At 64.1% G+C, this 24,289-nt stretch carries 23 protein-coding genes and 1 riboswitch; of the genes, 8 read left to right on the plus strand and 15 right to left on the minus strand.

What is annotated here, in order from left to right:
* Positions 1–78: 78 nt before the first annotated feature.
* Complete coding sequence (ettA, locus tag AB5Y95_RS19715) at positions 79–1,746, minus strand: energy-dependent translational throttle protein EttA (protein WP_010634931.1); 1,668 nt, start codon at positions 1,744–1,746, stop codon at positions 79–81.
* Between the two features lie 241 nt (positions 1,747–1,987).
* On the opposite strand from ettA, the gene AB5Y95_RS19720 reads away from it, so the two are divergent.
* Both AB5Y95_RS19720 and AB5Y95_RS19725 read left to right on the plus strand, forming a co-directional pair.
* Complete coding sequence (locus tag AB5Y95_RS19720) at positions 1,988–2,563, plus strand: Crp/Fnr family transcriptional regulator (protein WP_368161870.1); 576 nt, start codon at positions 1,988–1,990, stop codon at positions 2,561–2,563.
* Between the two features lie 57 nt (positions 2,564–2,620).
* Complete coding sequence (locus AB5Y95_RS19725) at positions 2,621–3,130, plus strand: YgjV family protein (protein ID WP_368161871.1); 510 nt, start codon at positions 2,621–2,623, stop codon at positions 3,128–3,130.
* Positions 3,131–3,220: 90 nt separating this feature from the next.
* Here AB5Y95_RS19725 and mtnN read toward each other — a convergent pair whose 3' ends face one another.
* From mtnN to AB5Y95_RS19745, 4 genes are all read right to left on the minus strand, one after another.
* Positions 3,221–4,057, minus strand: coding sequence for a 5'-methylthioadenosine/S-adenosylhomocysteine nucleosidase (gene mtnN, locus AB5Y95_RS19730; RefSeq protein ID WP_368161872.1), 837 nt, complete (start codon positions 4,055–4,057; stop codon positions 3,221–3,223).
* A 101-nt stretch (positions 4,058–4,158) separates the two neighbouring features.
* Positions 4,159–5,013 (minus strand): lytic transglycosylase domain-containing protein, encoded by an 855-nt coding sequence (locus AB5Y95_RS19735; protein WP_005304122.1) that lies wholly within the window; start codon positions 5,011–5,013, stop codon positions 4,159–4,161.
* 208 nt (positions 5,014–5,221) lie between these two features.
* Positions 5,222–5,410 carry a hypothetical protein gene (locus tag AB5Y95_RS19740; RefSeq protein WP_011704892.1) on the minus strand — a complete coding sequence of 63 codons (189 nt, stop codon included), beginning with the start codon at positions 5,408–5,410 and terminating at the stop codon, positions 5,222–5,224.
* A gap of 220 nt (positions 5,411–5,630) precedes the next feature.
* Entirely contained in the window at positions 5,631–6,644 is a 1,014-nt protein-coding gene (locus AB5Y95_RS19745) for an NAD-dependent epimerase (RefSeq protein WP_324043800.1), read from the minus strand.
* A 322-nt stretch (positions 6,645–6,966) separates the two neighbouring features.
* Here AB5Y95_RS19745 and AB5Y95_RS19750 point away from each other — a divergent pair, with 322 nt between their 5' ends.
* Positions 6,967–7,593, plus strand: a complete 627-nt coding sequence (locus tag AB5Y95_RS19750; RefSeq protein WP_005304112.1) for a YitT family protein — start codon at positions 6,967–6,969, stop codon at positions 7,591–7,593.
* Here the strand turns inward: AB5Y95_RS19750 and AB5Y95_RS19755 are convergent.
* Genes AB5Y95_RS19755 through AB5Y95_RS19770 form a run of 4 tightly spaced genes read right to left on the minus strand, consistent with a single transcriptional unit; the run spans position 7,581 to position 11,117 of the window.
* The gene (locus tag AB5Y95_RS19755) at positions 7,581–8,396 is read right to left on the minus strand and encodes a substrate-binding periplasmic protein (RefSeq protein WP_368161873.1); all 816 of its coding nucleotides are present in this window, start codon (positions 8,394–8,396) and stop codon (positions 7,581–7,583) included. The two genes, AB5Y95_RS19750 and AB5Y95_RS19755, sit on opposite strands and share 13 nt — an antisense overlap.
* A 50-nt stretch (positions 8,397–8,446) precedes the next feature.
* Positions 8,447–9,235, minus strand: coding sequence for a heme ABC transporter ATP-binding protein (locus tag AB5Y95_RS19760; RefSeq protein WP_368161874.1), 789 nt, complete (start codon positions 9,233–9,235; stop codon positions 8,447–8,449).
* A gap of 14 nt (positions 9,236–9,249) precedes the next feature.
* On the minus strand, positions 9,250–10,281 hold the full coding sequence (locus AB5Y95_RS19765) for an iron ABC transporter permease (RefSeq protein WP_005304101.1): 1,032 nt from the start codon (positions 10,279–10,281) through the stop codon (positions 9,250–9,252).
* On the minus strand, positions 10,278–11,117 hold the full coding sequence (locus AB5Y95_RS19770; protein ID WP_139431511.1) for a hemin ABC transporter substrate-binding protein: 840 nt from the start codon (positions 11,115–11,117) through the stop codon (positions 10,278–10,280). The genes AB5Y95_RS19765 and AB5Y95_RS19770 overlap by 4 nt, the downstream gene beginning before the upstream one ends.
* Positions 11,118–11,285: 168 nt before the next feature.
* Between AB5Y95_RS19770 and hutX the strand changes: the two genes are divergently transcribed.
* Positions 11,286–11,798, plus strand: coding sequence for a heme utilization cystosolic carrier protein HutX (gene hutX, locus AB5Y95_RS19775; protein WP_005304096.1), 513 nt, complete (start codon positions 11,286–11,288; stop codon positions 11,796–11,798).
* Positions 11,795–12,352: a heme utilization protein HutZ gene (gene hutZ / locus AB5Y95_RS19780; RefSeq protein WP_368161875.1), complete on the plus strand. Its 558-nt coding sequence runs from the start codon at positions 11,795–11,797 to the stop codon at positions 12,350–12,352. The genes hutX and hutZ overlap by 4 nt, the downstream gene beginning before the upstream one ends.
* A gap of 71 nt (positions 12,353–12,423) precedes the next feature.
* Here the strand turns inward: hutZ and AB5Y95_RS19785 are convergent, their stop codons facing one another.
* Genes AB5Y95_RS19785 through AB5Y95_RS19795 form a run of 3 tightly spaced genes read right to left on the minus strand, consistent with a single transcriptional unit; the run spans position 12,424 to position 14,463 of the window.
* The gene (locus AB5Y95_RS19785; RefSeq protein WP_017779150.1) at positions 12,424–12,828 is read right to left on the minus strand and encodes a hypothetical protein; all 405 of its coding nucleotides are present in this window, start codon (positions 12,826–12,828) and stop codon (positions 12,424–12,426) included.
* A 39-nt stretch (positions 12,829–12,867) separates the two neighbouring features.
* Positions 12,868–13,419, minus strand: coding sequence for a cysteine hydrolase family protein (locus AB5Y95_RS19790; protein ID WP_017784347.1), 552 nt, complete (start codon positions 13,417–13,419; stop codon positions 12,868–12,870).
* 60 nt (positions 13,420–13,479) lie between these two features.
* A complete protein-coding gene (locus AB5Y95_RS19795; protein WP_042009122.1) occupies positions 13,480–14,463 on the minus strand; it encodes a ChaN family lipoprotein in 984 nt (327 codons plus the stop codon).
* Positions 14,464–14,651: 188 nt separating this feature from the next.
* On the opposite strand from AB5Y95_RS19795, the gene AB5Y95_RS19800 reads away from it, so the two are divergent.
* Entirely contained in the window at positions 14,652–16,745 is a 2,094-nt protein-coding gene (locus AB5Y95_RS19800) for a TonB-dependent hemoglobin/transferrin/lactoferrin family receptor (protein ID WP_368161876.1), read from the plus strand.
* A 289-nt stretch (positions 16,746–17,034) separates the two neighbouring features.
* On the plus strand, positions 17,035–18,189 hold the full coding sequence (locus AB5Y95_RS19805) for a 3-phenylpropionate MFS transporter (protein WP_139431508.1): 1,155 nt from the start codon (positions 17,035–17,037) through the stop codon (positions 18,187–18,189).
* Positions 18,190–18,263: 74 nt separating this feature from the next.
* Here AB5Y95_RS19805 and AB5Y95_RS19810 read toward each other — a convergent pair whose 3' ends face one another.
* From AB5Y95_RS19810 to AB5Y95_RS19820, 3 genes are read right to left on the minus strand one after another with little or no spacing between them, the layout of a single operon-like run.
* Positions 18,264–19,472, minus strand: coding sequence for a hypothetical protein (locus tag AB5Y95_RS19810; protein WP_368161877.1), 1,209 nt, complete (start codon positions 19,470–19,472; stop codon positions 18,264–18,266).
* 6 nt (positions 19,473–19,478) lie between these two features.
* Positions 19,479–19,688, minus strand: a complete 210-nt coding sequence (locus AB5Y95_RS19815; protein WP_005304071.1) for a helix-turn-helix transcriptional regulator — start codon at positions 19,686–19,688, stop codon at positions 19,479–19,481.
* Positions 19,689–19,695: 7 nt separating this feature from the next.
* Positions 19,696–20,307 (minus strand): DUF2975 domain-containing protein, encoded by a 612-nt coding sequence (locus AB5Y95_RS19820; protein ID WP_211051815.1) that lies wholly within the window; start codon positions 20,305–20,307, stop codon positions 19,696–19,698.
* A gap of 219 nt (positions 20,308–20,526) precedes the next feature.
* Here AB5Y95_RS19820 and AB5Y95_RS19825 point away from each other — a divergent pair, with 219 nt between their 5' ends.
* A complete protein-coding gene (locus AB5Y95_RS19825) occupies positions 20,527–24,027 on the plus strand; it encodes a NahK/ErcS family hybrid sensor histidine kinase/response regulator (protein WP_368161878.1) in 3,501 nt (1,166 codons plus the stop codon).
* Positions 24,028–24,201: 174 nt separating this feature from the next.
* Positions 24,202–24,289: riboswitch (cyclic di-GMP riboswitch) on the plus strand.

A 24,289-nucleotide genomic window follows, 5' to 3' on the forward strand; every position in this document is an offset into this window, starting at 1 on the left:
AAAAGGTATCCGTCTTGGATTGTAAGCCATCGGGCACAAGAAAGGGGAGCCTGGGCTCCCCTTGTCGCATTTGCCGGTTTACTTGGCGATGCGCTTGTATTTCGCGCGGTGTGGCTGGACCGCCTCGGCGCCGTAGGTCTTCTTCTTCCACTCTTCGTATTCGGTGAAGTTGCCTTCGAAGAATTCGATCTTGCCCTCGTCCTGATAGTCCAGGATGTGGGTGGCGATGCGGTCGAGGAACCAGCGGTCGTGGGAGATGACCATGGCGCAACCCGGGAACTCCAGCAGGGCGTTCTCGAGGGCGCGCAGGGTTTCGATGTCCAGATCGTTGGTCGGTTCATCGAGCAGCAGCACGTTGCCGCCGGTCTGCAGCAGCTTGGCCAGGTGCAGACGGCCGCGTTCACCACCGGAGAGCTCGCCGACCCGCTTCTGCTGATCGGCGCCCTTGAAGTTGAAGCGGCCGATGTAGGCCCGGCTCGGGAACTCGTAGTTGCCGATACGCAGGATGTCCTGGCCGTCGGCGACTTCCTCGAACACCGTCTTCTTGTCGTCCATGCTGTCGCGGAACTGATCGACAGAGGCCAGCACCACGGTCTCACCCAGGGTGATGGCGCCGGAATCCGGCTGCTCCTGACCCGACATCATGCGGAACAGGGTCGATTTACCGGCACCGTTCGGGCCTATGATGCCGACGATGGCCCCCTTGGGAATGGCAAACGACAGATCGTCGATCAGCACCCGGTCACCGTAGGACTTGCGCAGGTTGGCCACTTCCACCACCTTGTCGCCGAGGCGCGGTCCGGGCGGAATGAACAGCTCGTTGGTCTCGTTGCGCTTCTGGTAGTCGTTGGTGTTGAGCTCTTCGAAGCGGGCCATACGGGCTTTGGATTTGGCCTGACGGCCTTTCGGGTTCTGGCGAACCCACTCCAGCTCTTTCTCGATGGACTTGCGACGAGCCGCTTCCGTGCTGGCCTCTTGTGCCAGACGGGCATCTTTTTGCTCCAGCCAGGAGGAGTAGTTGCCCTCCCACGGGATACCTTCGCCGCGGTCCAGCTCCAGGATCCAGCCGGCCACGTTGTCGAGGAAGTAACGGTCGTGGGTGATGGCCACGACGGTGCCCTCGTAGTCGTGCAGGAAGCGCTCCAGCCAGGCCACGGACTCGGCGTCCAGGTGGTTGGTCGGTTCGTCCAAGAGCAGCATGTCCGGCTTTTCCAGCAGCAGGCGGCACAGGGCCACACGGCGGCGCTCACCACCGGAGAGGTGTTTGATCTTGGCATCCCAGGCCGGCAGGCGCAGGGCATCGGCCGCACGCTCCAGCTGGTTTTCCATGTTGTGGCCGCCCTGGGCCTGGATGATGGCTTCCAGCTCGCCCTGTTCGCGGGCCAGCTTGTCGAAATCCGCATCCGGGTCGGCGTAGGCCGCATAGACCTCGTCCAGCCGGGCCATGGCGCGCTTCACCTCGCCGACCGCCTCTTCGACCGCTTCACGCACGGTCTGCTCCGGATCCAGCTTCGGCTCCTGCGGCAGGTAGCCGATCTTGATGCCGGGTTGCGGACGGGCTTCCCCTTCGATCTCGGTGTCGATGCCTGCCATGATGCGCAGCAGGGTCGATTTACCGGCGCCGTTCAGACCCAGCACGCCGATCTTGGCGCCCGGGAAGAAGGAGAGGGAGATGTTCTTGAGAATATGACGCTTGGGCGGCACTACCTTGCCGACCCTGTTCATGGTGTAAATAAATTGAGCCATTGGCTAATTCTCTTCCTTTTCAGCAGGTTAATGTCATGGCACTAACAGACTGATGTCGTGGTGGGGCCAGGTCGGCGGGTCGCCAACCGGGTTCCAAAAAACCCGTCGATTGTAAACCAATGGGCGAGGGGGGGCAAAGGTGGCACCCGGTCGGCCATCCCCTTTGCCGGGGCCATCACAGCCTGCTGCAACGGGCCGTCAAACTTGGCATGATGAAGGTCCAGTTTGCCCCGGAGTTTGCATGACCAGCCTGCCCTCTGCCCCGCCTCTGGCGGCCACCCTCGCCGCCATGGGGCTGGCACCCGCCATCGGTGAGCCGCTTGCCGGCCACCTGCCCCGTTTGACCTTGCAGCCGGGTCAGCCGCTGCTGGCTCAGGGGGCGATGCAGGAGTCGGCTTTCTACCTCGAGCGAGGCATCGCCCGCGCCTGCCACTACGCCCGGGACGGGCAGGAGCGCTGCAAGGAGTTCTACTTCGAAGGGGAGCTCTGCCTGCTCTACGACAGCTGGCTCACCGGGTCGCCTGCCCGCTACCAGCTGGAGGCCGTCACGGCGCTGCAACTGGTGCGGGTGCCGCTCGCCCTGCTGGACGAGCCCGCCTGGCAACCGGTTTGCATGGCCCTGCTGCGCCAACAGCTGTGTTACAAGGAGCGCAAGGAGGCCTTCTTGCTGCTCCACTCCCCCGAAGAGCGCTACCGGGAGCTCTGCCGCACCTTCCCCCACTGGTCGGCGCGGCTCACCCAGGTGCAGCTCGCCAACTATATCGGCATCAGCCCGGTCACCCTGTCGCGGATCCGCCGGCGCATTAACACGGGTTAATGCCGCGCCTCGCCCATCCCCGCCATGCTGGGCCCCTCGAACAAGCCTGGAGTGGGGATGATGTCGCTGTTTTTGTGGTCACAACTGGTGGTGAGCCTGGCGCTGCTGCTGGATCTGCTGTCGTTTCAGCTGCGGGCGCGCCGGGCCATTCTGGCCTGCCTGGCGCTCTCCTGCGCCCTCAATGGCGCCCATTTTGCGCTGCTGGGACAGTGGTCGGCCGCCCTGCTGCTCTGGCTGGCGAGTCTGCGCTTCGTGGTCAGCATGCTGGCCACACGCCGCCTCTTGATGTGGCTCTTTATGGGGTTGTCCTGCCTCGCGGTGCTCGCCACCTATCAGGGGCCGCTCGTCCTGCTGGGGTTGCTGGCCAGTCTGCTGCAGACCCGGGCTGCGTTTTGCCCGGATGATCGCCTGCTGCGGCGCTGGATGCTGCTGGGCACCCTCTGCTGGCTGGTCAACAACCTGCTGGTGGGGTCGCCTGTGGCGGCGCTGATGGAGGGGCTGTTTCTGGTCAGCAATCTGGTGGGCTACTACCGCCACTATGGGCGCAGGGCATGTCCGGGGAGTTGATATCGGCTGCGGGAGAAACCGTGGGGCAAGTCCTGCCTGATAGGGATTACCAAGCAGAGAGGCCGCCATAGTGGCGGCCTCTTTGGCATGTCAGGCTTTGTTGAAGCCGTTGATGAGCGCCTTTGCGTAATCGATGACGAACTGCTGGCAGTGGATGGCGGTTTGCGGATCGAACTCCTCGCCGTGCAGATCGCTGTTGGAGAGTACCCGGATACCGACGAAGGGCACCTTGTAGGCCTCTGCCACCAGGGCGGCGGAGGAGGTTTCCATCTCTTCCGCGGCGGTCTGGTAGGTCTGGTGCAGCCAGTTGATGCGGGCGACCTGGCGGTTCCACTCGTCGGCGGTGCCTATGATGCCGGGGACCACCCGACCATGACGATAACGGTCAGCCATGCCGAGGGCGCGACCAACCAGCTCGGGATCGCCGGCAAAGGAGGAGTGTTCTACCAGCTTGCCGTTGTCACGCAGGCGCATGGTGACCTCGAAGTTGTGCCATCTGCTCGGATCGACCCCCTGCTCGGCGGGGGTCAGATCACTGCGATAGGCTCCCATGTTGAAGCTCTTGGTGCCGATGACGATGTCGCCCCGGTGCAGTGCCGGATCGTGGCCGCCCGCCGTGCCTTGGTTGATGACGAGGCGCGGCCGGAAGCGCTCCATGGCGAGGGTGGTGGCCGCGGCGGCATTGGCCAGTCCCACCTCGGTGCGGGATATGACCACCGGATAACCCGAGAGGGTGCCCTGCCAGTAGGTCCAGGCGCCCACGGTCAGCTCCTGCTTCTCCTTGAGGGCGGCCACCAGGGTTTCGACTTCGACGTCCATTGCCCCCTGGATCAGGATGGGGGCGGGGGCCGGATTGGCCGCCACGACGGCGGAGGAGAAGAGGGCAAGCAGGGTGAGCAGGCGCGAGCAGCGTTTGATGAAATTCATGGATTACCTGTAAAACGTGCGAGAAAGCGCCGGATCCTATCGAAAGGCAAACGATTGCGCAAATGGGGGGTTGTCAATAGCAGGCCGGCAGGAAGTCGGGTTCAGGGCTGCTTGTGGCCGGCGAAGTAGAGCACCCGCCGCACATATTGCTGGGTCTCCTGATAGGGGGGGATGCCGCCATACTGCTCCACCGATTTTTCGCCGGCGTTGTAGGCCGCCGACATCAGGGTCCAGTTGCCATCGAAATGGGTGTGCAGCCACTTGAGATAGGCCACGCCCCCCTTGATGTTCTGCTCCGGATCGAAGGGGCGGGTCACCCCGAAGCGCTGCTGGGTCTCGGGAATGAGCTGCATCAGCCCCTGGGCATTTTTGGGGGAGACGGCGCGGCTGTCGAGGTTGGATTCGGCGATGGCGATGGCCAGCACCAGCCGTTCGTCGATGCGGTGGCGCTTGGCGGCGTGGCGCAGCATATTGGCCAGCTTCTGCTTGGCGGGCGACTGGCGGGCCAGATAGGCCTCCAGATTGAAGGGGGTGGTAGGGATGGCGGCGAAGTAACCGCCGGATCCGCCGACGCCGCTGCCGCACTGATCCCCCATCACGGCATTGCCGACCCGGCTGTTGTAGTAACGGATGGCCTGCTGGTTGCCAAGACGGATCGCCATGGCCAGGTAGGCGTTGGCCATGCGGGGGTTGCGAACCGAGCCCGGGCCGGTGGCGAGCAGGCGGCCGATGCGAAAATACCCTTCCGGGTTACCCGTAGTGGCGGCGGCGCAGTAGAAGTGGATGGCCTGGGTCAGGTTGCCCTGACTCTGTGCCTGTTGACCTTGCTTCAGTGCGCTGAGCGCCTTGGGTGCCTGTCTGAAATCCCTGCTTTGCGCCGCTGCCTGCACGTTACCGGCCAGCAACAGCGATAAAAAAAGCAGCAAAAACAGCCTGTTTTCGCTGAGGCTCGACATGGATTCTCTCCTGTTGGGGTACAGAAGATATAGGGGAACATGGCCCGTTCTGCCATTAATCCAGTGGATCCTGTTGTTATGGATCCGGGTATCCAGAGATCAAAACGATATGGAACCAATGGCCGATGCAGTCCTATCAGGGGCTGGCCGTACATCCAGGTGGTCGGTGGCGATAAAGAGGTGGCTAAATCAGTTGCCCCTGGCCCCCTCAGACGTCGAGGTGATAGGGCTGCTCGTCCGGCTCGGCGGCGGGCAGCTGGCGATACATCAGGCGAATTTCGCTCGCCACCCAGAGCGAGAGCAGGCCGAGCAGGCTCAGCAGCGGCGCCAGGGTGTGGCTCTGTTGCAGTCCGTAGGCAGACAAGGCGGCGCCCAGCAACAGCAGAATACGGATCATGAGGTGACTCCTTCTCATCATGGTGAGGGGGCGGATGCGTGCCCGTGTGGCACCAAGTGCGGCCAGTATACCTCAGCCGGTGCCCGGCAAACCGCCATCCGCTTCACATCCCCATCCTAAGGGGGGAGGTGGTGCGGCGCCATTCCATTAACTCATCAAACAATTTTCAGCCGGCCGTAGCAGGGCGCACCCAGTGTCCGGTCGGGATGGCCACTCCAGCTCAGCGGGCGGGCTGGTAGTAGTCGAGATACCAGCGCACGAACGCGGCGACCCCTTCCTCGATGGAGGTGGCGGGGCGCAGGCCGGTGAGGGTGTGAAGGGGCTCGCTGTCGGCCCAGGTGGCGTGCATGTCGCCCGCCTGCATCGGCAGCATCCGCTTGATGGCGGGCTTGTCCAGTGCCTGTTCCAGCGCCTCGATGAAGTCGAGCAGCCGCACCGGCTGGCCATGACCGATGTTGAGGATGCGGTAGGGGGCGGCGCTCTCGGCCGGGCTCTGCTCGCCGGCGTGCCAGTGAGGGTTGGGGCGGGGTGGCAGCTCGGCGACAGCGAGGATCCCCTCGACGATGTCGTCGATGAAGGTGAAGTCGCGGCTGAGATCGCCCTGGTTGTAGACGTCGATGGGCTCGCCCGCCAGGATGGCGCGGGTGAACCTGGCGATGGCCATGTCCGGTCGGCCCCAGGGACCGTAGACGGTGAAGAAGCGCAGCCCTGTGGTGGGCAGGCCGTAGAGCGCCGAGTAGGCGTGGGCCATCAGCTCGCCGCTCTTCTTGGTGGCGGCATAGAGGGAAACCGGGTGGTCCACCTGCTGATCGGCACTGAACGGCAGCTGCTCGCCCATGCCATAGACCGAGCTGGAGGAGGCGTAGATCAGATGCCGGATGTCGTGCTGGCGGCACCCCTCCAGCACCGTCAGCATGCCGGTGAGGTTGCTCTCGCTGTAGGCAAAGGGGTTTTCCAGCGAGTGGCGCACCCCCGCCTGGGCACCCAGGTGGATCACCCGCTCGAACTGCCCCTCGGCAAACAGGGCGGCCATGCCGGCCCGGTCCGCCAGCTCGCCCTCTACGAAGCGAAAATGGGGGAAGGGGGTCAGCATCGACAGGCGAGCCTCTTTGAGGCTCACCTCGTAGTAGTCGTTGAGGTTGTCCAGCCCCACCACCTGATGACCCGCCTCACACAGCCGTCTGGCGACGTGAAAACCGATAAAGCCGGCGGCGCCGGTGACCAGATACTTCATGGCTGGGGTCCTGTGCAGATCATGGGGTTCCTGATGGTGATGCGAAAAGGGGGCTGCGCGCTTTGTAGCAGAGCCGGCGCGTCTGTGCCATGGCAAACCGCCCTTTTCGTCAAGGTGGGGGCGGCTCAGGCGCGGCATGCTGCATCTTGGTGCAGCGGCTGTCAATGGAGAATGACAGGCACCAAAACGGGGCGTGGGCGGTGACTATTGTGATCATGGTCGCAAAAAATAGACTGAATCCCATAACGAAGCCCTGTGGACAGGGCTCGCGCCCGCTCTGCGGGCAACAGACACTCTTTTACTTCGCTATTGGATACCGGTTATGGACAACACCCCCGTCTCGGCGCAGTCCGCTCGTACTGCGCACCCCCTCTATGAAGACATCATCGCCCTGCTGACCGCCGCCGGCTTCGTCTCTCTCGGCATCTTTCTGTTTCATCAGGTGGGCCTGCTCACCGGCGGCACCGCTGGGCTGGCACTGCTGCTGCAGCAGGTGACCGGGCTGAGTTTCGGCTTGCTGTTCTTCGGCATGAACCTGCCCTTCTATGCTCTGGCCTGGCTCAGGATGGGGCCGCGCTTCACCCTCAACACCTTCGTCTCGGTGGCGACCGTCTCCTTTATGACGGATCACCTCAATGCAGTGCTGCAGATAGGCAAGATTGAGCCGGTCTACGCGGCGCTCATCGGTGGCACCCTGATCGGCATGGGGCTGCTCATCATGTTCCGCCACAAATCGAGCCTGGGCGGCTTCAACATCCTGGCGCTGTTTATCCAGGATCGCTTCGGCATCCGCGCAGGCAAGTTGCAAATGGGGCTGGATTGCACCATCGTCATCGCCTCCTTCTTCGTGGTGCAGCCCTGGATCCTGGCCCTCTCCGTGGTGGCGGCCATCATCTGTAACCTGGTGTTGACACTCAACCACAAGCCGGGTCGCTATCAGTTGGCGTGAGGCCTCTGTGAGCCGGGTGGAAAAAGGGTGTGCAGCCGATGATCGGGCAGCGGTGAGGAGAGGCCCCAGTGCACCCTGTGCCGCAGCAGATTGCCCTGGGCTTCCAGCCGGATCAGGATCTGGTTGAAGGCTACCAGCTGCGCCTCGCTCATGCGTTGGCGGTTGAAGGCGATGTAGTAGTTCGCCTCGTGACTCTTCTGCCATAGCCTGATCTTCGAGGCGCCACTGAGGTTGAGTCGATAGAGGGCCACATCCAGGTTGGAGAAGTAGAGGTTGTAGCGCCCCTGTCGCTCTATCTTGAGCAGGTTCGCATAATCATCGTTGACGTTGAGTTCCAGCTGCATCGGGGGGATCCCCTGCTGGTGCAGGGTGTCGTCCAGCTGGCGCAGCAAGGTCTCGCTGAACGAGCCTCTGGTCACCCCGATCCGTGCGTGACCAAGGCGAGTCAGAGTCAGCGGCGCATCAATTTCGTCGACGTGGGCAAAGATGCCCCAGCTCGCCTTGCACAGCGGTACCGAGTAGCTCAGCGTCTTTGCCCTGGCATCGCTCCAGGCGAGCGGAAACATGCCGTCCACTTCCCCCAGATCCAGCTCTTTTCTGGCCCGCAGATTGGGGCGCAGCGTGATCTGGCACCCCTCAGGCCAGTAACTGCACGCCTCTTTGACCATGTCCACCATGGCGCCGGTCGGCTGGTTGTCACTGCCCATGAAGCTGTAGGGAGCAAACTCCTGGACGACCAGACGCAGGGGGGCGGCAACGCAGAGAGGGGAGAGGAGCCAGAGCAACAGCAGACGAGCAGGCATGGGGCAAGCATCCGTGATTGACACCCTTGCAGTATGAGCGAGAAATCGCCCTACAGGACGACGGTATACATCCCCTGCGGGTCTGTGATCACCCGGGCCGGGTAGTCGTAGAGCCGGTCGATGAGATCAGGCCTCAGCACCTCGCGCGGGGTGCCGTCGGCCATCACTCTGCCCTGCTCCAGCATTACCAGCCGGTCGGCGTAACGGGCCGCCAGATTGAGGTCGTGCAGCACCACCAGCACGGCGGTATGACGGGCGGCGAGGGCGCGCGCCATGGTAAGCAGCTGGTGCTGGTACTTGAGATCGAGCGCCGAGGTGGGCTCGTCCAGCAGCAGCAGCCGCGCTTGTTGCGGTTCCTCCGGGGCCTGCCAGATCTGGGCCAGAACCCGGGCGAACTGCACCCGCTGGCGCTCCCCGCCGGAGAGGCCGGGATAGAGGCGGCCGGCCAGATGATCGACCCCGGCATGGGTCATGGCGGCCCGCACTATCTCGTCGCGCCGGCTGGCCGGCTCGCTGTGGGGCAGTCGGCCCATGGCCACCACCTCTTCGCACAGGAAAGGGAAGTTCAGGGATGAGCTCTGCGGCAACACGCCGACACGGTGGGCCAGCTCGTTGCCGGCCCACTCCCGCCGCTCCCGGCCAAACAGATCTATCTCCCCCTCATGTTCCAGCTCGCCGGTGAGGCATTTGAGCAGCGAACTCTTGCCGGCGCCGTTGGGGCCGAGCAGGGCGGTGAGGCTGCCCGCCTGCAGGCTGAGGTCGAGCCTGTCCAGGATGGGGCGGCCGCCCCGGCTGAGGCTGAGCTGGCGACAGTGCAGCAGGGTCGATGAAGCTGACAAGATGAGTCCTCCGGTTAAAGGGTGCGGCGGCCCTTGACCAGCAGCCAGATGAAGAAGGGGGCGCCCAGCAGGGCGGTGATGATGCCGACCGGCATCTCGGCCGGTGCCAGCAGAGTGCGGGCCAGCATGTCGGCGCCCAGCAGCAGGGCGGCCCCGAGCAGGGCGGAGAGCGGCAGCAGCCGGACATGGTTGGGGCCAGCCAGCAGCCGCACCAGGTGCGGCACCACCAGGCCGACGAAACCTATCATGCCGGCCACTGCCACCGCCACGCCGACCCCTGCGGCGGTGAGCAGGATCAGCCGCCGCTTGAGGGACTGTACCTGGATGCCGAGGTGGCGAGCCTCCCCTTCACCCAGCAGCAGGGCGTTGAGGGGGTTGGCATCGCGCATGAACAGGATGAGCAGGGCAACCAGGGTCAGCAGCGCCAGCGCCACGTCCACCGGCTTGCCCGCCGCCAGCGACCCCATCTGCCACAGGCTCAGGTTGCGCAGCATCTGATCGTCGGCGAGATAGGTGAGCAGGCCGATCACGGCGCCGGACAAGGCAGTGACGGCCACCCCGGCCAGCAGCATGACGGTGACCGAAGTGCCCCCCTCCCGGGTGCCGAGCAGGTAGACGAGGGTGGTGGTCAGCGCGCCGCCGAGAAAGGCGAGCAGGGGCAGCAGGCCGATGCCGAGCAGGCTCTGCCACTGCTGGCCGAGGGGGGCCAGCAGCACGATGGCCAGCGCCGCGCCGAGCGCCGCCCCGCCGGAGACCCCGATGATGCCGGGGTCGGCCAGGGGGTTGCGAAACAGCCCCTGCATCACGGCGCCGCAGAGGCCGAGAATCCCCCCTACGGCGATGCAGAGCAGGGTGCGTGGCAGGCGGATCTCCTGCACGATCAGCAACTTGTGGGCCTCAATCCCGCTCCCTTGGCCGGCGAACAGGGCGCGCAGGCTCTCGCCAAAGGAGAGGGCCATGGGACCGGTGGCCAGCGACCCGACCAGCAACAGAGCCAGTGCGCCGCCGGTGAGGCACAGCAGCCAGGGCAGTGGCAGACGCATCATGAACCCAGCTTGATCCACTTGGCGATCTGGCTGGCCTGCTGCAGCGAGGTGAGGCTGAGCCCCCCTTGCAGGGCGTGACCATCGATGGCATGGATGGCCCTGTTCTTGCCGGCCGGGGTGGCGGAAAGGGCGGGCACCTGGCTCAGCACGGTTTCAGGATCCTGATATTGCTGCCAGTCGCGGCCGCTCACCAGCACCAGATCGGGCTGCAGTTCGATCAGGGATTCGGTGGAGACGGGCTTGTAGTCTTGCAGCTGGGCCACCGGGTTGATGCCGCCGGCCAGGGTGAGCAGGGCGCTGGCGGTGGTGTTGCCGCCGGCGATGCTGGTGGGTTGGCCCTTGTGCAGTAGCAGGAAGACCACCTTGAGCGGCTTGTTCTGCTTCGCCTGGGCGGCCAACTGCTCGCTCTGGGTCTGGATTTCGGCCTTCAGACGGGTGCCGGCGGCCGGGTCCTTGAGCAGGGCGGCCAGGGTATCGATGCGCTGATTGAGGTTGGCGAGGGTGGGGGCGGTGGGCAGCACGTCCACCTCGACCCCGGCCCGGCGCAGCTGCTCCAGGGCGGGCAGCGGCCCCATCTCGTCGCTGCCGACCAGCCGGGTCGGCGCCAGGCTCAGAATCCCTTCGGCGGCGAGGGCGCGGTGATAGCCGACCCGCGGCAGGCTCTTCGGCTCCGGGCTGCTGATGTCGGTGGCGATGAGGCTCTGCTCGCCCCCGAGTGCCAGAATGAGTTCAGTGGTGGCCGGGCCTATGCTGACGATACGTTCCTGCGCCAGAGTGGGCAGGGACAGGGCTGAGCAGCCGAGCAGGCTGAGTGCGAGGGCAAAACGACGGCCCATGCTAACCTCCGAAGGGTGAATGAAGTGGGATTGCCGCCGAGAATATCAAGCCGTCGAAAAAAATGCACTGAGAATGAAAGCGATTATCAATTGCATTGGTTTGGGGCCTTCATTACAGTATCCGCCATGACAGAACAGGGATGCCGCAGGCATCCCAAGGGAGAACCGATGAGCATTGCACAACGCATTCATGGGCTGCTGGCACAAGATCCCGGCGCTCACCCGTCCACCATCGCCGCCGAGCTGGCCGTCAGCGAATGGGAGGTGGTGCGCCACCTGCCGGCCGAGCTGGTTACCCTGGTGCCCGCCGAGCAGGCAGAAGCCCTGCTGGCGGACCTGGCCGACTGGGGCCAGGTGACCACCATCGTCGAATCCGACGGCTCCATCTTCGAGGTGAAGGCCCCCTTCCCCCGCGGCAAGAGCGCCCGTGGCTACTACAACCTGATGGGGCGTGACGGCGAGATGCACGGCCACCTCAAGCTCGACAACGTGGTCGGCATCGCCCTGGTCAGCAAGCTGTTCATGGGCAAGGAGGGGCACTCCTTCCAGTTCTTCGGCCACAGCGGTCGCTGCATTTTCAAGGTCTATCTGGGGCGTGACGAGCAGCGTCAGCTGCTGCCGGCCCAGGTGGAACGCTTCATGGCCCTGCGCCACCAGTATCAAGAGGAAGTCAAAGCATGAGTGAACGTCAGGAGCGTCTGCAGAACCGCCTGCAACCGGAGATCCGCGAGTTCCGCGACGGTTGCCGCACCCTGCAGCTGGCGACGGTGGACAGTGAAGGCAACCCCAATGCCAGCTATGCACCCTTCGTGCTGCAGGAAGATGGCTACTATGTGCTCATCTCCGAGATCGCCCGCCACGCCCGCAACCTGCAACAGGTGCCCAAGGTGTCGCTGATGCTGATCGAGGACGAGAACGGGGCCCGCGAACTGTTTGCCCGCAAGCGCCTTACCTTCGATGCGGTGGCCGAAGTGGTGGCCCGCGATGACGTGCGCTGGGAAAAGGCCATCGCCGCCCTGGAAGGGCGCTTCGGCGAGATAGTCAAAGGGCTCTCCAACCTCAAGGACTTCGTGCTGTTTCGTCTCAAGCCCGAGCAGGGTCTGTTCGTCAAGGGCTTCGGCCAGGCGTTCCGGGTCTCCGGCGACGAGCTGGTGGACTTCGTCCACCTGGTGGAAGGGCACAAGCGCATCGACAATGGCGCCGAGCTGACCAGCCCGGCCGATGCACCGGTCTGAGCCGCACGGATCGCCAAGATGACAAAACGGGCAGCCCTGGGGCTGCCCGTTTTTTTATGGACGGTTTTCCCTCAATCCTGCCAGGAGGCCTTGTTGGGAAAGGCGTCGCGGTCGGCCCGGGTGGCGGTCTCGTTGCATTCACCCCGGATCTTCCAGGAGGTCTGGCTGAGCACTATGTAGCCTTCGCGGCAGTATTTGCGCTCGGTCAGTGCCTGGGTGAGCTGGGCATCCTGCAGTGCTTCGCGCCGCTCCAGCAGGCTCTTGTTCCTGCTCAGCCTGCTGCCGTCATCGTTCTGGAGGCGGGTGGGCAGGGTATCGAGCGGGGCGGCCTCGAAGGTGAAGCGCTTGCTTCCCTCCTCGTTGATGTGGGTCCTGAACAGAGGGGCCGGGCCATCCGGCTGGCGTCCCGGCAAGCCGGAGCAGGCGGTGATTGCCGGTAACAGCAGCGTGAAGGCAACGGCAGAGAGTAGACGCACACAAGACTCCAATCGGGTGATCGCTTCAAAGCGGGCAGATTAACATGCCGGCTCGGGTTGGGTGGCGCCGAGCAGCTCATCCGTCGTGAGCAGGGTCACGCTTCTGCCTTTTGGCAGGCTGAGGTGACGCCACATCCAGTGATGGTGCTCGATGATCTGCTCCGCGCTCAGGTGGGGCCGGTCCGCCGTGGTGTGGGCGTCGGTCACCGCCACCACCTCGAAACCGCGGGCGGCGGCGCTGCGCAGGGTAGTGTCGACGCAAAAATCGGTGGCACAGCCGCAGACGAGCAGCCTGTCTACCGGCTGCTCCGCCAGCAGGAAACCGAGCTCGGTGTCGAGAAAGCTGTCGCAGGCGGTCTTGCGCACCCGGCTGTCATGCCCCTCTGGGGCGAGATCGGCGTGCAGCTGCCAGCCCGGACTGGCGGGATCCACTTCGGAACCGGGGGCATCGTGCTGCACATAGATGACACGACCCTGTTCTGCCCGCACGCGCTCGGCCAATCGATTGATATTGGCGATGACCTGGGCGTCCTGATGGCGAGGCTGAGTGAACAGCCCCTGTTGCATGTCGATGACCAGTAACACATCCATATGAAATCCTTGGGCAATTGTTTGTCAGGGTGGCAGCCACTGGGCTCCTCAGACGCAAGGTCAGGGTTGCAGCCACTGGCTGCAGTCACGACTGCGGGATTGATGCAGTGCGCCCATATCTTGCTTCATTTCATCGGCATTTAGCCAGCGTTCCGGCAGGGGGGCGATGCCGACCCGCACGTCGGCCACCCGGCCGGCTGCCGCCGCTTGCTCCTTGCCCGCTTGCGGCGCCGTCAGCTCAGGCACGACCAGCGCCACCTTGAGGGCCGGGTTGCGGCTGGCGATGCGGCTGGCCAGCCCCAGTCCCCCCTCCACGTGGAAGTTGCCGGCGATGTGCATGATGCGCCGGCCCGGGTGGCTGCGCAGGTAATCCACCATGCTCTCGGCCATGGTGTCGTCCCAGCTGGTCTGGGCGGCAAAGCGGCGGGCGTTGCCGTCGGCATCCCCATGATGGAGCGAGGCCATGAATTTCTGGCGATAGGGATCATCGCCGAGGGTGAGGGTGCGGGCCAGCTGGCTGCGGCGGCTGGCGGGCAGCTGATCCAGCCAGGCCGGCCCCTCCTGGCCGACACAGCTCACCAGCGGTTTGGGGGCATTGGCGGCGATGACTGGCAGGTGGCGCGCCTTGGCGAACTCCACCAGCGGGCGATAGTCGCTCGGGTAGTTGGGCCAGGCGTTGCCGTCGCGAATGAGGGCCGCCTCGCCGATGCGACCGGCCAGGTAGGCATCCAGCACCGGCTGATCGGCGCGGCTGAACTGTTCCATGGAGAGCACCAGGGGGCGGCCGTCTGCCTGCGCCGTGTCGGCCAGGCCCGCCAGCATTCTTGCCTGCAGCAGGTGCACCGCCGGGTGGGTGTGCAGCTCGCCCACCAGCACTATGTCGGCATCCGCCACTCGGGTCAGGGCCTGCTCCAGGGTCAGCGCATCCCCCTGGGTGGCCTTGAGCTGATAGTGATAGAGGGTGCCGGCATCGTTGACGGGGGCCGTCGTGGCACAGGCGGCCAGCAGCAGGGGCAGGGTGAGCAGGGGCAGAAGTCGGGTCATGGGTGTCTCGCAGCGATGAGGTGCCTGCACCATACAATGGCAGCATGGCGGGCGGGAAAACAGAGGGGCGTAGTGTAGAACCTAATTACGACAAAAGAAAATGAGAATGATTCCGTTTATTATTGATCTTTGTTGAGAGGTGAGTAAGATGCCTGCTGTTTGATAACAGTTCTCAATAAGGATTTGCAGTGGCCCATAACAACACCCTATCGCTGGTCGCCCTTGCCGTGGCGGCCGGCCTCGCTTCCCCGGTTTTTGCGGCGGACAAGAAAGCAGATGACGTCATGGTGGTCAGTGGCTCCCGGATGGAGCAGAAACTGGAAGATGTCTCCGGTCCCATCTCGGTCATTACCGCCGAACAGATTGAAGAGCAGGTGGTGAGCAACGTCGCCGACCTGTTCCGTTACGAGCCGGGCGTCACCGCCCTCGGCGGCGCCGGCGATGCCCAGACCTTCGTCATTCGCGGCATGGGCGAGAACCGGGTCAAGATAGTGCGCGACGGCGTGCGCCAGAACGATGCCTACAAGGACGGCGGGGTGGGCCAAAGCTATTTCGACACCGACATGATCAAGCAGGTCGAGGTGGTCAAGGGACCCGCCTCGGCAGCTTACGGCTCCGATGCGCTGGGTGGCGTCATCGCCATCACCACCAAGGATGCGGCTGATTTCCTCGAGGGTCGCGACAGCTACCTGGATGCCACCACCGGCTATGCCTCCAGCAGTCATCAGAAGATGGCCGGCGTCACTGGAGCCCTGCGCGCCGGCGCGTTCGAGAACCTGCTGCGCTACACCTGGCGTGACGGCGGGGTGACCCAGAACTACGACGGCGACAAGAACGAGTTCGACATCGTCAGCCAGGCCGTGCTGTTCAAGAGTCAGTGGAACCTGAGCGATGCCCAGTTCCTCAAGCTGACTGTCGACTACTTCAATGAGGGGCAGGACCCCGATACCGTCGACCTCACCAAGGCGGGCTTGGTCTTCAACCAGCCGATCACCGACAAGGAGACCGACAACCTGTCGCTGGTGCTGGATCACGGCATCGCCCTACAGGCGCCCTGGGTCGATCGCATCGACAGCAAGCTCTACTATGCCCGTACCAAGCAGACTCTAGACAAGTACGCCGCCTCCAAATATCCGGTCAACCCACGTAACCCCTACGTATTCAAAACCTCCTTTGATAATGACGGGTTTGAACAAGAGAGCTTGGGAGTTCAAGTGAAGCTCAGTAAGGCACTGGCCAACCAGCGGCTGGCCTGGGGCCTGGAGTATGAGCACACCGACAACGAGCGGACCCGCTTCAAGGCGCCGACCGTGCCGGGGGATTTCGTCGGCTACAACGAGCTGAGCTTCCCCTCCACCACCACCGAGCACGGCGCCCTGTGGGCGTTCGACGAGCTGAAGTTCGGCGAGCGCTGGGTGCTGACGCCGGGTGTCCGCTACGACTACTACCGGATGAACCCGGAGGAGGATCCCGCCTACACCGGCGAGAACCTCAAGCGCTTCTCCGAAGGGGAGTTCTCGCCCAAGCTGGGGCTGGTGTTCAAGGCGCACGAGGCGGCCAACTTGTTTGTCCAGTACAGCCACGGCTACAAGACCCCCATGTATGACGACGCCTTCTCCACTCTGAACCATCAGGCTTACAATTACCGTATTGAGCCAAACCCAAACCTCAAATCCGAGAGTAGCGACGGCATCGATTTGGGGGTGCGCGGCAGCGCCGGTGGCTTCAGCTATGAAGTGGCCACCTTCTACAACAAGTTTGACGACTTCATCGAGTGGGTTCCGGTGGGCAAAGAAGGCTCTACCACTGTTTATCAGTATCAGAACCTGGACAAGGCGACCACCAAGGGGGCCGAGGCCAAGGCGGACTACTGGCTGAACGATCTGGTCAACGTCTGGGGCAACCTCTCCTACATCGAGGGCAAGGATGGCGACGGCAATTACATCAACAGCCTGAGCCCGCTCAAGGGGACCCTGGGTGTTCGACTGGAGCAGGCCAACTGGAACATCAACACCGCCCTGCGCTTTGCCGACGACATGAGCAAGGTGGGCAAGGATGCCAAGGGCAACGACAACATCAAGAGCGCGGGCTGGGGCGTGGTGGACATCTATGCCCAGTTCAAGCCGGTGAAGGATCTGCAGTTCAACGTGGGCGTCTTCAACTTGTTCGACAAGGAGTACGTAAACTACGAGAGCATCACCGGCCAGAGCGCCAGTGCCAGCACCAGTCGCCAGACCGAGCCGGGTCGCAACCTGAGTGCACGGGTCAAGTACGTGTTCTGATGAATGCACACCACGACAAGGGGCCTGCGGGCCCCTTTTTCATGGCTGGAACCGGGCCCCTGATGGCGGACAAAAAGGCGGCCAAAAAGAAACCCGCCGAAGGCGGGTGGAAGGATTGCAACACTAACCAGGAGGAGGTGTTACTCAATAGACACCTGACTTGCGCCAATAGTTCAATTTTATTGATGTTTTTCATTATTATCTGCGGGGTGTCCCACCCGGGATCACAGGATCCCCACCGGCAAATCGGTTATCATTTGTGCCCCATCTTTCCCCTTGCCGAGGATCTATGCCCGCCTTCTCCTGGTTAGCCCTGTTTTTTGGTGCTTTCTACTTCGTCTACGGTGCCTATCTGCCGTTCTGGTCGCTCTGGCTGGAGGGGATCGGGGTGAGCGCCGAGATGATAGGCCTGCTGCTTGGCGCGGGCATGGCGATCCGCTTTGCCGGCAACCTGATGGTGATGGGGCAGATCAAGGGGGCGGGGCACCTGCTGCCGGTCACCCGCCTGCTCTGCCTGCTCAGTCTGCTGGCCTTCCTCGGCTTTTATCTCAGCCACAATCTCTGGTGGCTGGTGGGACTGACCCTGGTGGCGAACTTCATCTACCCGACCCTGATGCCGGTAGGGGAGGCGCTGGCCACCCGCATGGTGGTGCAGGCGCACCTCGACTACGGCAAGGTGCGCCTGTGCGGCTCCTTTGCCTTCATCGTCGCCTCGACCCTGGTGGGGGCCCTGGTGGGGAATTTTGGCAGCGAGTGGGTGCTGCACACCATGGTGGCCGGGCTGCTGTTGATGCTGCTGCTCAGCTGGCTGCCGCTGCACCCGGCGCCGCGGGACATCCAGGGCGAGCGGGCCAAGGCCTCCCTGCTCGATACCCTCAAGTCCCCCCAGGTACGCCGTTTCCTGCTGATCTCGGCCCTGCTGCAGGGCAGTCACGCCGCCTACTACGGCTTCAGCGCCATTCACTGGAAGGCGGCGGGCTACAGCGGCACCACCATCGGCTATCTGTGGGCGCTGGGGGTGGTGGCGGAGATCGGCATGTTCGCCGCCGACAAGCGCTTCCTCAACCGCTTCGGCGCCCAGACCCTGTTTCTGGTGGGGGCGCTGGGCTGCGTGGTGCGCTGGATCCTGCTTGGAGCCTCCACCGAGATCCTGGTGCTGGTGGCGGGCCAGCTGCTGCATGCGGTCACCTTCTGCGTCAGCCACCTCGGCGCCGTGCGCTTCATGACCCGCCAGCTGCCGGCCGAGCAGCTGATCCCGACCCAGGCGCTCTATGCGGCGCTGGGGCTCGGCATGACGGTGGCCGCCCTGATGACCCTGTGCGGTCTGCTCTACGAACCGCTGGGGGGCAGCATCTTCTTCCTGATGGTGCTGGTGGTGCTGCCGGTGTTCGTGCTGCGGCTGCGCCCAGTTACGCCGTCTGGGCAGGGGCATGTTCCGGTCTGATACCGACCCGTCTGAATCATCACACAGCAAAAGGGAGAGCCATGGCTCTCCCTTTTTCGTTGCGGCGTGCGGCGTTACCGCGCTTCGCCAAGATAGTGGCGGCTCAGACGGCGCCAGGTATCCGAGCCTATGGTGCCAGCAAGCAGCTCATTGGATGCGGTATCAAAGCGACCATCCGCCAGCCAGCCCAGCTGAGGCAGCAGCCGGGCCAGGGTGGCGTCATTGTGTTGCAGCTCCCTGTCCAGGGTTTCCCAGAAGGCGCTCCCCTTGACGTAAAAGAGCGGGTAGTAGGATCGATCCCCTGCCATCACCTCGCGGGCTGCCCGATAGAGGCCGCTCTCGCCATGGGGCAACTGCTTGCCCCGTTCGGCCAGCTCGTTGACCGCCGTGACCTGATGCAGCCGAAAGCGGCGCAGCGCCTTGAGGGCAAGGTACTCGGCAAGGCTCTCGTTGACCCAGGTGGGCTGTGGCGCGGTGCTGAGGATGTGCACCGCCTCGTGGGCGGAGGTGCGCAGCAGACGCAGTGGCGCCTGTGGCGTCGGCTTGCCATCCCTGGTGGGGTAGTTGGCGACAAACACCTGATCCCCGGCGGCGCCGCCGAGGGAGCGGGTCGCCACATCCCGCCCCAGCCACACCAGCCGCCACGGGTGAGTGGGCGGGGTGACATCGAGCTGGAAGGCCAGATAGTCGATGATCTCGTTCATTTGTTGCTGCAGGGCCGGCAGATCGAGCCGATTGGCCGTCTCGTCATGGCTCAGCAGCAGCCTGGGATCCCGTTCGGTGACGGGCACTGTGGCCAGACCAAATGGCAGGATCAGCGGCGGCTGGTTGAGGTCCGGCAGCGGCTGGCAACTGCCATCCGGCAGACAGACTTCCCCTCGGTGACTCCCTCGCTGGCGCACCAGATTGCCCCATTCGGTCAATAGCCACCGATTGGGGGCAAACAGCAGCGATGCCTGGGCCGAGGCATCGGCCCCCAGGGCTGGCGCCGGAGTGAGGGTTACCTGCCAGCCGACCTCTTGGCAGGAGAAGGGCTGGTTGAGGGCCACCGGCTGGCTGTCTGCAAGACAGACCAGCTTGGGTGAAACCGGCGCGGTGCTGCCCGGCAACTGACGAGGGGGGAGCAGGGTAAAAGGGGGATTGCCCTGCATCGTGAGGCGTACCTGCAACTCATTGGCACGGCTGCCCTGCTCAATGTGGTAGCGGGGGCCGCTGGTGTCATCGGCGGCGCAGGCCCACAGCGGCAGCAACCACAGGGCACACAGGGTGAGATGGCGACTCATAGGGGATCAACGCTCCTCCTCGAAGGCCAGCAGATCCCCGGGCTGGCAGCCCAGTTCGCGGCAGATCGCCTCCAGGGTGGAGAAGCGAACCGCCTTGGCATGGCCGTTTTTCAGGATGGAGAGGTTGGCCTCTGTGATGTTGACCCGCAGGGCCAGCTCGCGGGCGGTCATCTTGCGTTCGGCCAGCAGGGCATCGAGTCGGATGATGATGGGCATGGGATCCTCACACCGTCAGTTGTTGTTCATCGGCCAGCAGTTTGGCCTCGCGCATCACCAGGGCCAGTGCCGAGACGATCAGCCCGGCCAGCAGCAGCTGGAAGTCCGACGAGCTGATGTTGATCTTGCCGTGCAGCTCGGGTCCCGGCAGGGTGAGCACTATGTCCAGCAGCGGCGTCGTGCCTATCTTGGTGACGAAGCTGACGCAGAGCAGCAGGCCGATCCACTGGTAGCGACGGATCTGGCTGAAGGTGAACAGCATGGCCTGCCGGTAGCCGCGAAACAGCTGGAGCAGCTGCCACAGCATCAGCATGAACACCAGATCCGGCAGCAGCATCACCAGGGTGCCCAGCAGGCGGGTTCCCAAAGTGAGGGGATAGTCGGCAACGGCGGGCTGGGTGCTGGCCTGCGGGAGCGACTCCGTGGTCAGGGGCACCTTGCCGAGCACCGAACTATCTTCCACATTCAGCGCTTCTTGCAGTTCCTGCTGCAGGTAGTCGCTGCCGCCGATCAGGTGTGACCAGACCCCCATGACCGTCAGGACGGGGGTGGCCAGCAGAGTAGCCAGCAGGATCCATTCGATCAGGCTGCTCATGCGTTCGAGCTTGTTCTGTTTCATCGCTTACCTCTTTGAGTGAAAGGGTGGGCCACGCGTAGCGCCGAGTTATCGTTTATCAATAAACACAGCCAGATGTTTATCGTTTTTCGATATTTATTCAACCGTTTTTTATTGAAAAACGATAAATTCTCGCCGCAATAAGGAGATGACATTTTCCGGGCAGCTCTCTAGACTGGCTGCTGCTGCGCTTGAATCTTCAACACGGACAAGAGGTTACAGATGCACCAGGGATGGTTGCTGATCGGATTGTCGCTCTCCTATCTGGGGCTGCTGTTTCTGATCGCCTACGTGGCGGACAAGAACAAACGGCGTCGCCTGCAGGGCCAGCCCCTGCTCTACAGCCTGTCGCTGGCGGTCTACTGCACCTCCTGGACCTTCTTCGGCACCGTGGGCCAGGCCAGCGAGTCGCCCTGGTCGCCGGTGCCCATCTACCTGGGGCCCATGCTGGTGTTCCTGTTCGGCTGGCGACTGCTGGCCCGCCTCATCCTGGTGGCCAAGCGCGAACACATCACCTCCATCGCCGACTTCATCGCCGCCCGTTACGGCAAGTCCCAGCGCCTGGCCATGGTGATCGCGCTGATCGCCATCATGGGCATACTTCCGTACCTGGTGCTGCAGCTCAAAGCCATCGTCACCGGGCTGGATCTGCTGATGGCCAACCCGGTGCCCGCCGGCCCCACCGGCAATACCGCCGGGCTGGCCCTCGGGGTGGCCCTGCTGCTGGCCCTGTTCAGCATACTGTTCGGCACCCGCCACCTGGATGCCACCGAGCACCACCGCGGCATGGTGGTGGCCATCGCCTTCGAATCCGTGGTCAAGCTGCTCGCCTTCATGGCGGTGGGGAGCTTCGCGCTCTGGCTCATCCTCAGCAAGCCGAGCCAGGCCCGCACCCTGGTGGCCAGCGATTTTCTCGATGCGGTGGTGGCGGTGACGCCGGGCAGCCTGCTGGAGCTCGCCATCTACACCCTGGTGGCCATGTGCGCCGTCATCTGCCTGCCGCGCCAGTTTCACGTGACCGTGGTGGAGAACAACCAGGGCCAGGATCTGCATTGGGCGCGCTGGTTGTTCCCGCTCTACCTGTTCATGATGGGACTCTTCATCTGGCCGCTGGCGCTGGCGGGCAAGCAGTGGGTGGGGGCCGGCATGGCCTCGGATACCTATGTGATCAGCCTCCCCATGTCGCTCGGGTTCGACGGCATGGCGCTGCTGGCGTTTCTCGGCGGCACCTCGGCGGCCACCGGCATGGTGATCGTCTGCACCATAGCGCTGGCCATCATGGTCAGCAACGATCTGGTGCTGCCGGTACTGCTGCGCCGCTTCTGGCAGCAGGGGCGCGACGAGCGGCTGGTCCGCCTGCTGCTGCAGGTGCGCCGCGGCGCCATCCTGCTGATCCTGCTGGCGGCCTGGGGGCTCTACCTCTGGCTCGGGGATCTCACCAGCCTGTCGCGCATCGGCTACCTGTCGTTCGGTGCGGTGGCCCAGTTCGCGCCGGCCCTGCTGCTCGGCCTCTACTGGCGGCACGGCAATCGCAAGGGGGTCTATCTCGGCCTCGCCCTCGGGGTCAGCCTCTGGTTCGCCACCCTGCTGGCGGAGAGCGGCCTGCTGGCCGGCTCGCCGCTGGCGACCCTGCTGGCGCCGCCCGACTGGCCTGCGGTGCGTGACCTGAGCCTGGGGGCCTGGTGCATCTTCCTCAGCCTGTTGCTCAACCTGGTCGGCTATGTGGCGGGCTCCCTGCTCTCCCGTCCGGCGGTGAGCGAGCGGTTGCAGGCGGCCAACTTCGTCGGCAAGCCGAGCCGCGACACCACGGCGCTCTATCAGGCGCGGGTCTCGGTCAAGGAGCTGGAGATGCTGGCGGCCCGCTTCGTCGGCTCGAGCCGGGTCAAGCGCGCCTTCGGCCGCTTCGCCGGCGAGCGGGGCGGTACCCTGGCGCCCCAGATGCAGGCCTCCGCCGAGCTCATCGCCCACACTGAGCGGCTGCTGGCAGGGGTGTTCGGCACCTCCTCCGCGCGGCTGGTGCTGGCCTCGGCCCTGCAGGGGCGCAACATGCAGCTGGAAGAGATCGCCACCATAGTGGACGAGGCCTCCGACGTGTTTCGCTTCAACCGCGGCCTGCTGCAGGGGGCCATCGAACACATGGGGCAGGGGATCTCGGTGGTGGACCGGGAGCTCAAGCTGGTGGCCTGGAACCGGCGCTACATCGAGCTGTTCCACTATCCCCCCGGCCTCATCCAGGTGGGTCGCCCCATCGAGGAGATCATCCGCTACAACGCCCAGCAGGGGCTGTGCGGCCCCGGTGATGTGGAGGCCCAGGTGGCGCGGCGGGTCGCCTTCATGCAGCGGGGCAGCCAGCACATCTCGGCCCGCGAGCGCCCAGATGGCCGGGTGATCGAGATGCAGGGCAACCCCATGCCGGCGGGCGGTTTCGTGATGACCTTCACCGACATCACCCCGTTTCGCGACGCCGAGCGGGTGCTGCGCGAGGCCAACGAACACCTGGAGGCGCGGGTGGCCGAGCGCACCCACGAGCTCTCCGAGCTCAACCGTCAGCTGCTGCTGGTGAACCAGCAGGTGGAGCGGGCCAACCACTCCAAGAGCCGCTTCCTGGCGGCGGTGAGCCACGACCTGACCCAGCCCCTCAACGCCGCCAAGCTGTTCACCTCCTCCCTGCTGGAGATGCTGCCGCCGGCGGACGAGCCGGCCCGCATCGCCCGCCACATCGACGATGCGCTGGGGGCGACCGAGGATCTCATCACCGATCTGCTCGACATCTCGCGCCTCGAAGCGGGCAAGTTCAAGGCCAAGAAGCTGGATTTCGCCCTGCGCGACGTGTTCGACAACCTCAAGGCGGAGTTCGGGGTGCTGGCGCAGGCGGGGGAGATCCAGTTCTCGGTGGTGGAGAGCAGCCTTGCGGTCTACAGCGACGTGCGCCTGCTGCGGCGGGTGCTGCAAAACTTCCTCACCAACGCCTTTCGCTACAACCCGGGCGGCCGGGTGCTGCTCGGCTGTCGCCGGCTTGGCGACAAGGTGCGCATCGAGGTGTGGGACAACGGCCCCGGCATTCCGGCCGACAAGCAGGAGGCGATCTTCGACGAGTTCTCCCGCCTCGATCACTCCCGCACCGCGCGGGAGCAGGGGCTGGGGCTCGGCCTTGCCATCGCCCGCGGCATCGCCCTGGTGCTCGGCCACAACCTGACCCTGCGCAGCTGGCCGGGGGCGGGCTCGGTGTTTGCCGTCACCCTCAACCTGGCGACCCGTCCTGTCGCAACGACGCAGGTGGCTGCCCCCGCCCAGCGCGACAGCCAGCTGGAGGGGATCCGGGTGCTCTGCATCGACAACGAGAGCGATATCCTGATCGCCATGCAGTCACTGCTGGGGCGCTGGGGCTGCGAGGTGGTGTGCGCCCAGAGCCAGGCCCAGGCGGAGGATCTCATCGCCGGCGGCTTCCTGCCGCAGCTGGTGCTCTCCGATTACCATCTGGACGACGGCAAGACCGGATTGCAGGCGCTGCACATGCTGCGCCTCGCTCACGGCAACCATATCGGCGGCATCATCATCAGTGCGGATCGCAAGAGCGAGCTGCAGGTGCAGATCCGCGAACACGGTTACGGCTACATCAGCAAACCGGTCAAACCGCTCAAGTTGCGGGCGCTGATGAACAGCATCTTGCGGCCGGCCAAACTTGATGGTGATCACGAATCCGGGAATTCGTCCGATTTTTAATCGGCGGTCCCCAAGTGGCAAGATCGGCACTTTCCGACCCGGAAATGTGCCTTTTCTTCTCGTTTGAGGCTCAAAACCGGTAAAAAGTGACTTATTAATAATCAATCAGGGGTTTGCCCTCTCTCCTTTGACTCCCTTATAGTCAGGTCGCGATTATTTTTATCGCAAATCAAGTTGTGCAAAAGGCAAACCGGACGAAAGTCCGGGACGCAAAGCTTCCGGTCTAAGGGTCAGCGGTACCTAGGATAGCGGGGCCACCACA

The organism is Aeromonas sp. R5-3 (assembly GCF_040908225.1).
Classification (GTDB): domain Bacteria; phylum Pseudomonadota; class Gammaproteobacteria; order Enterobacterales; family Aeromonadaceae; genus Aeromonas; species Aeromonas dhakensis.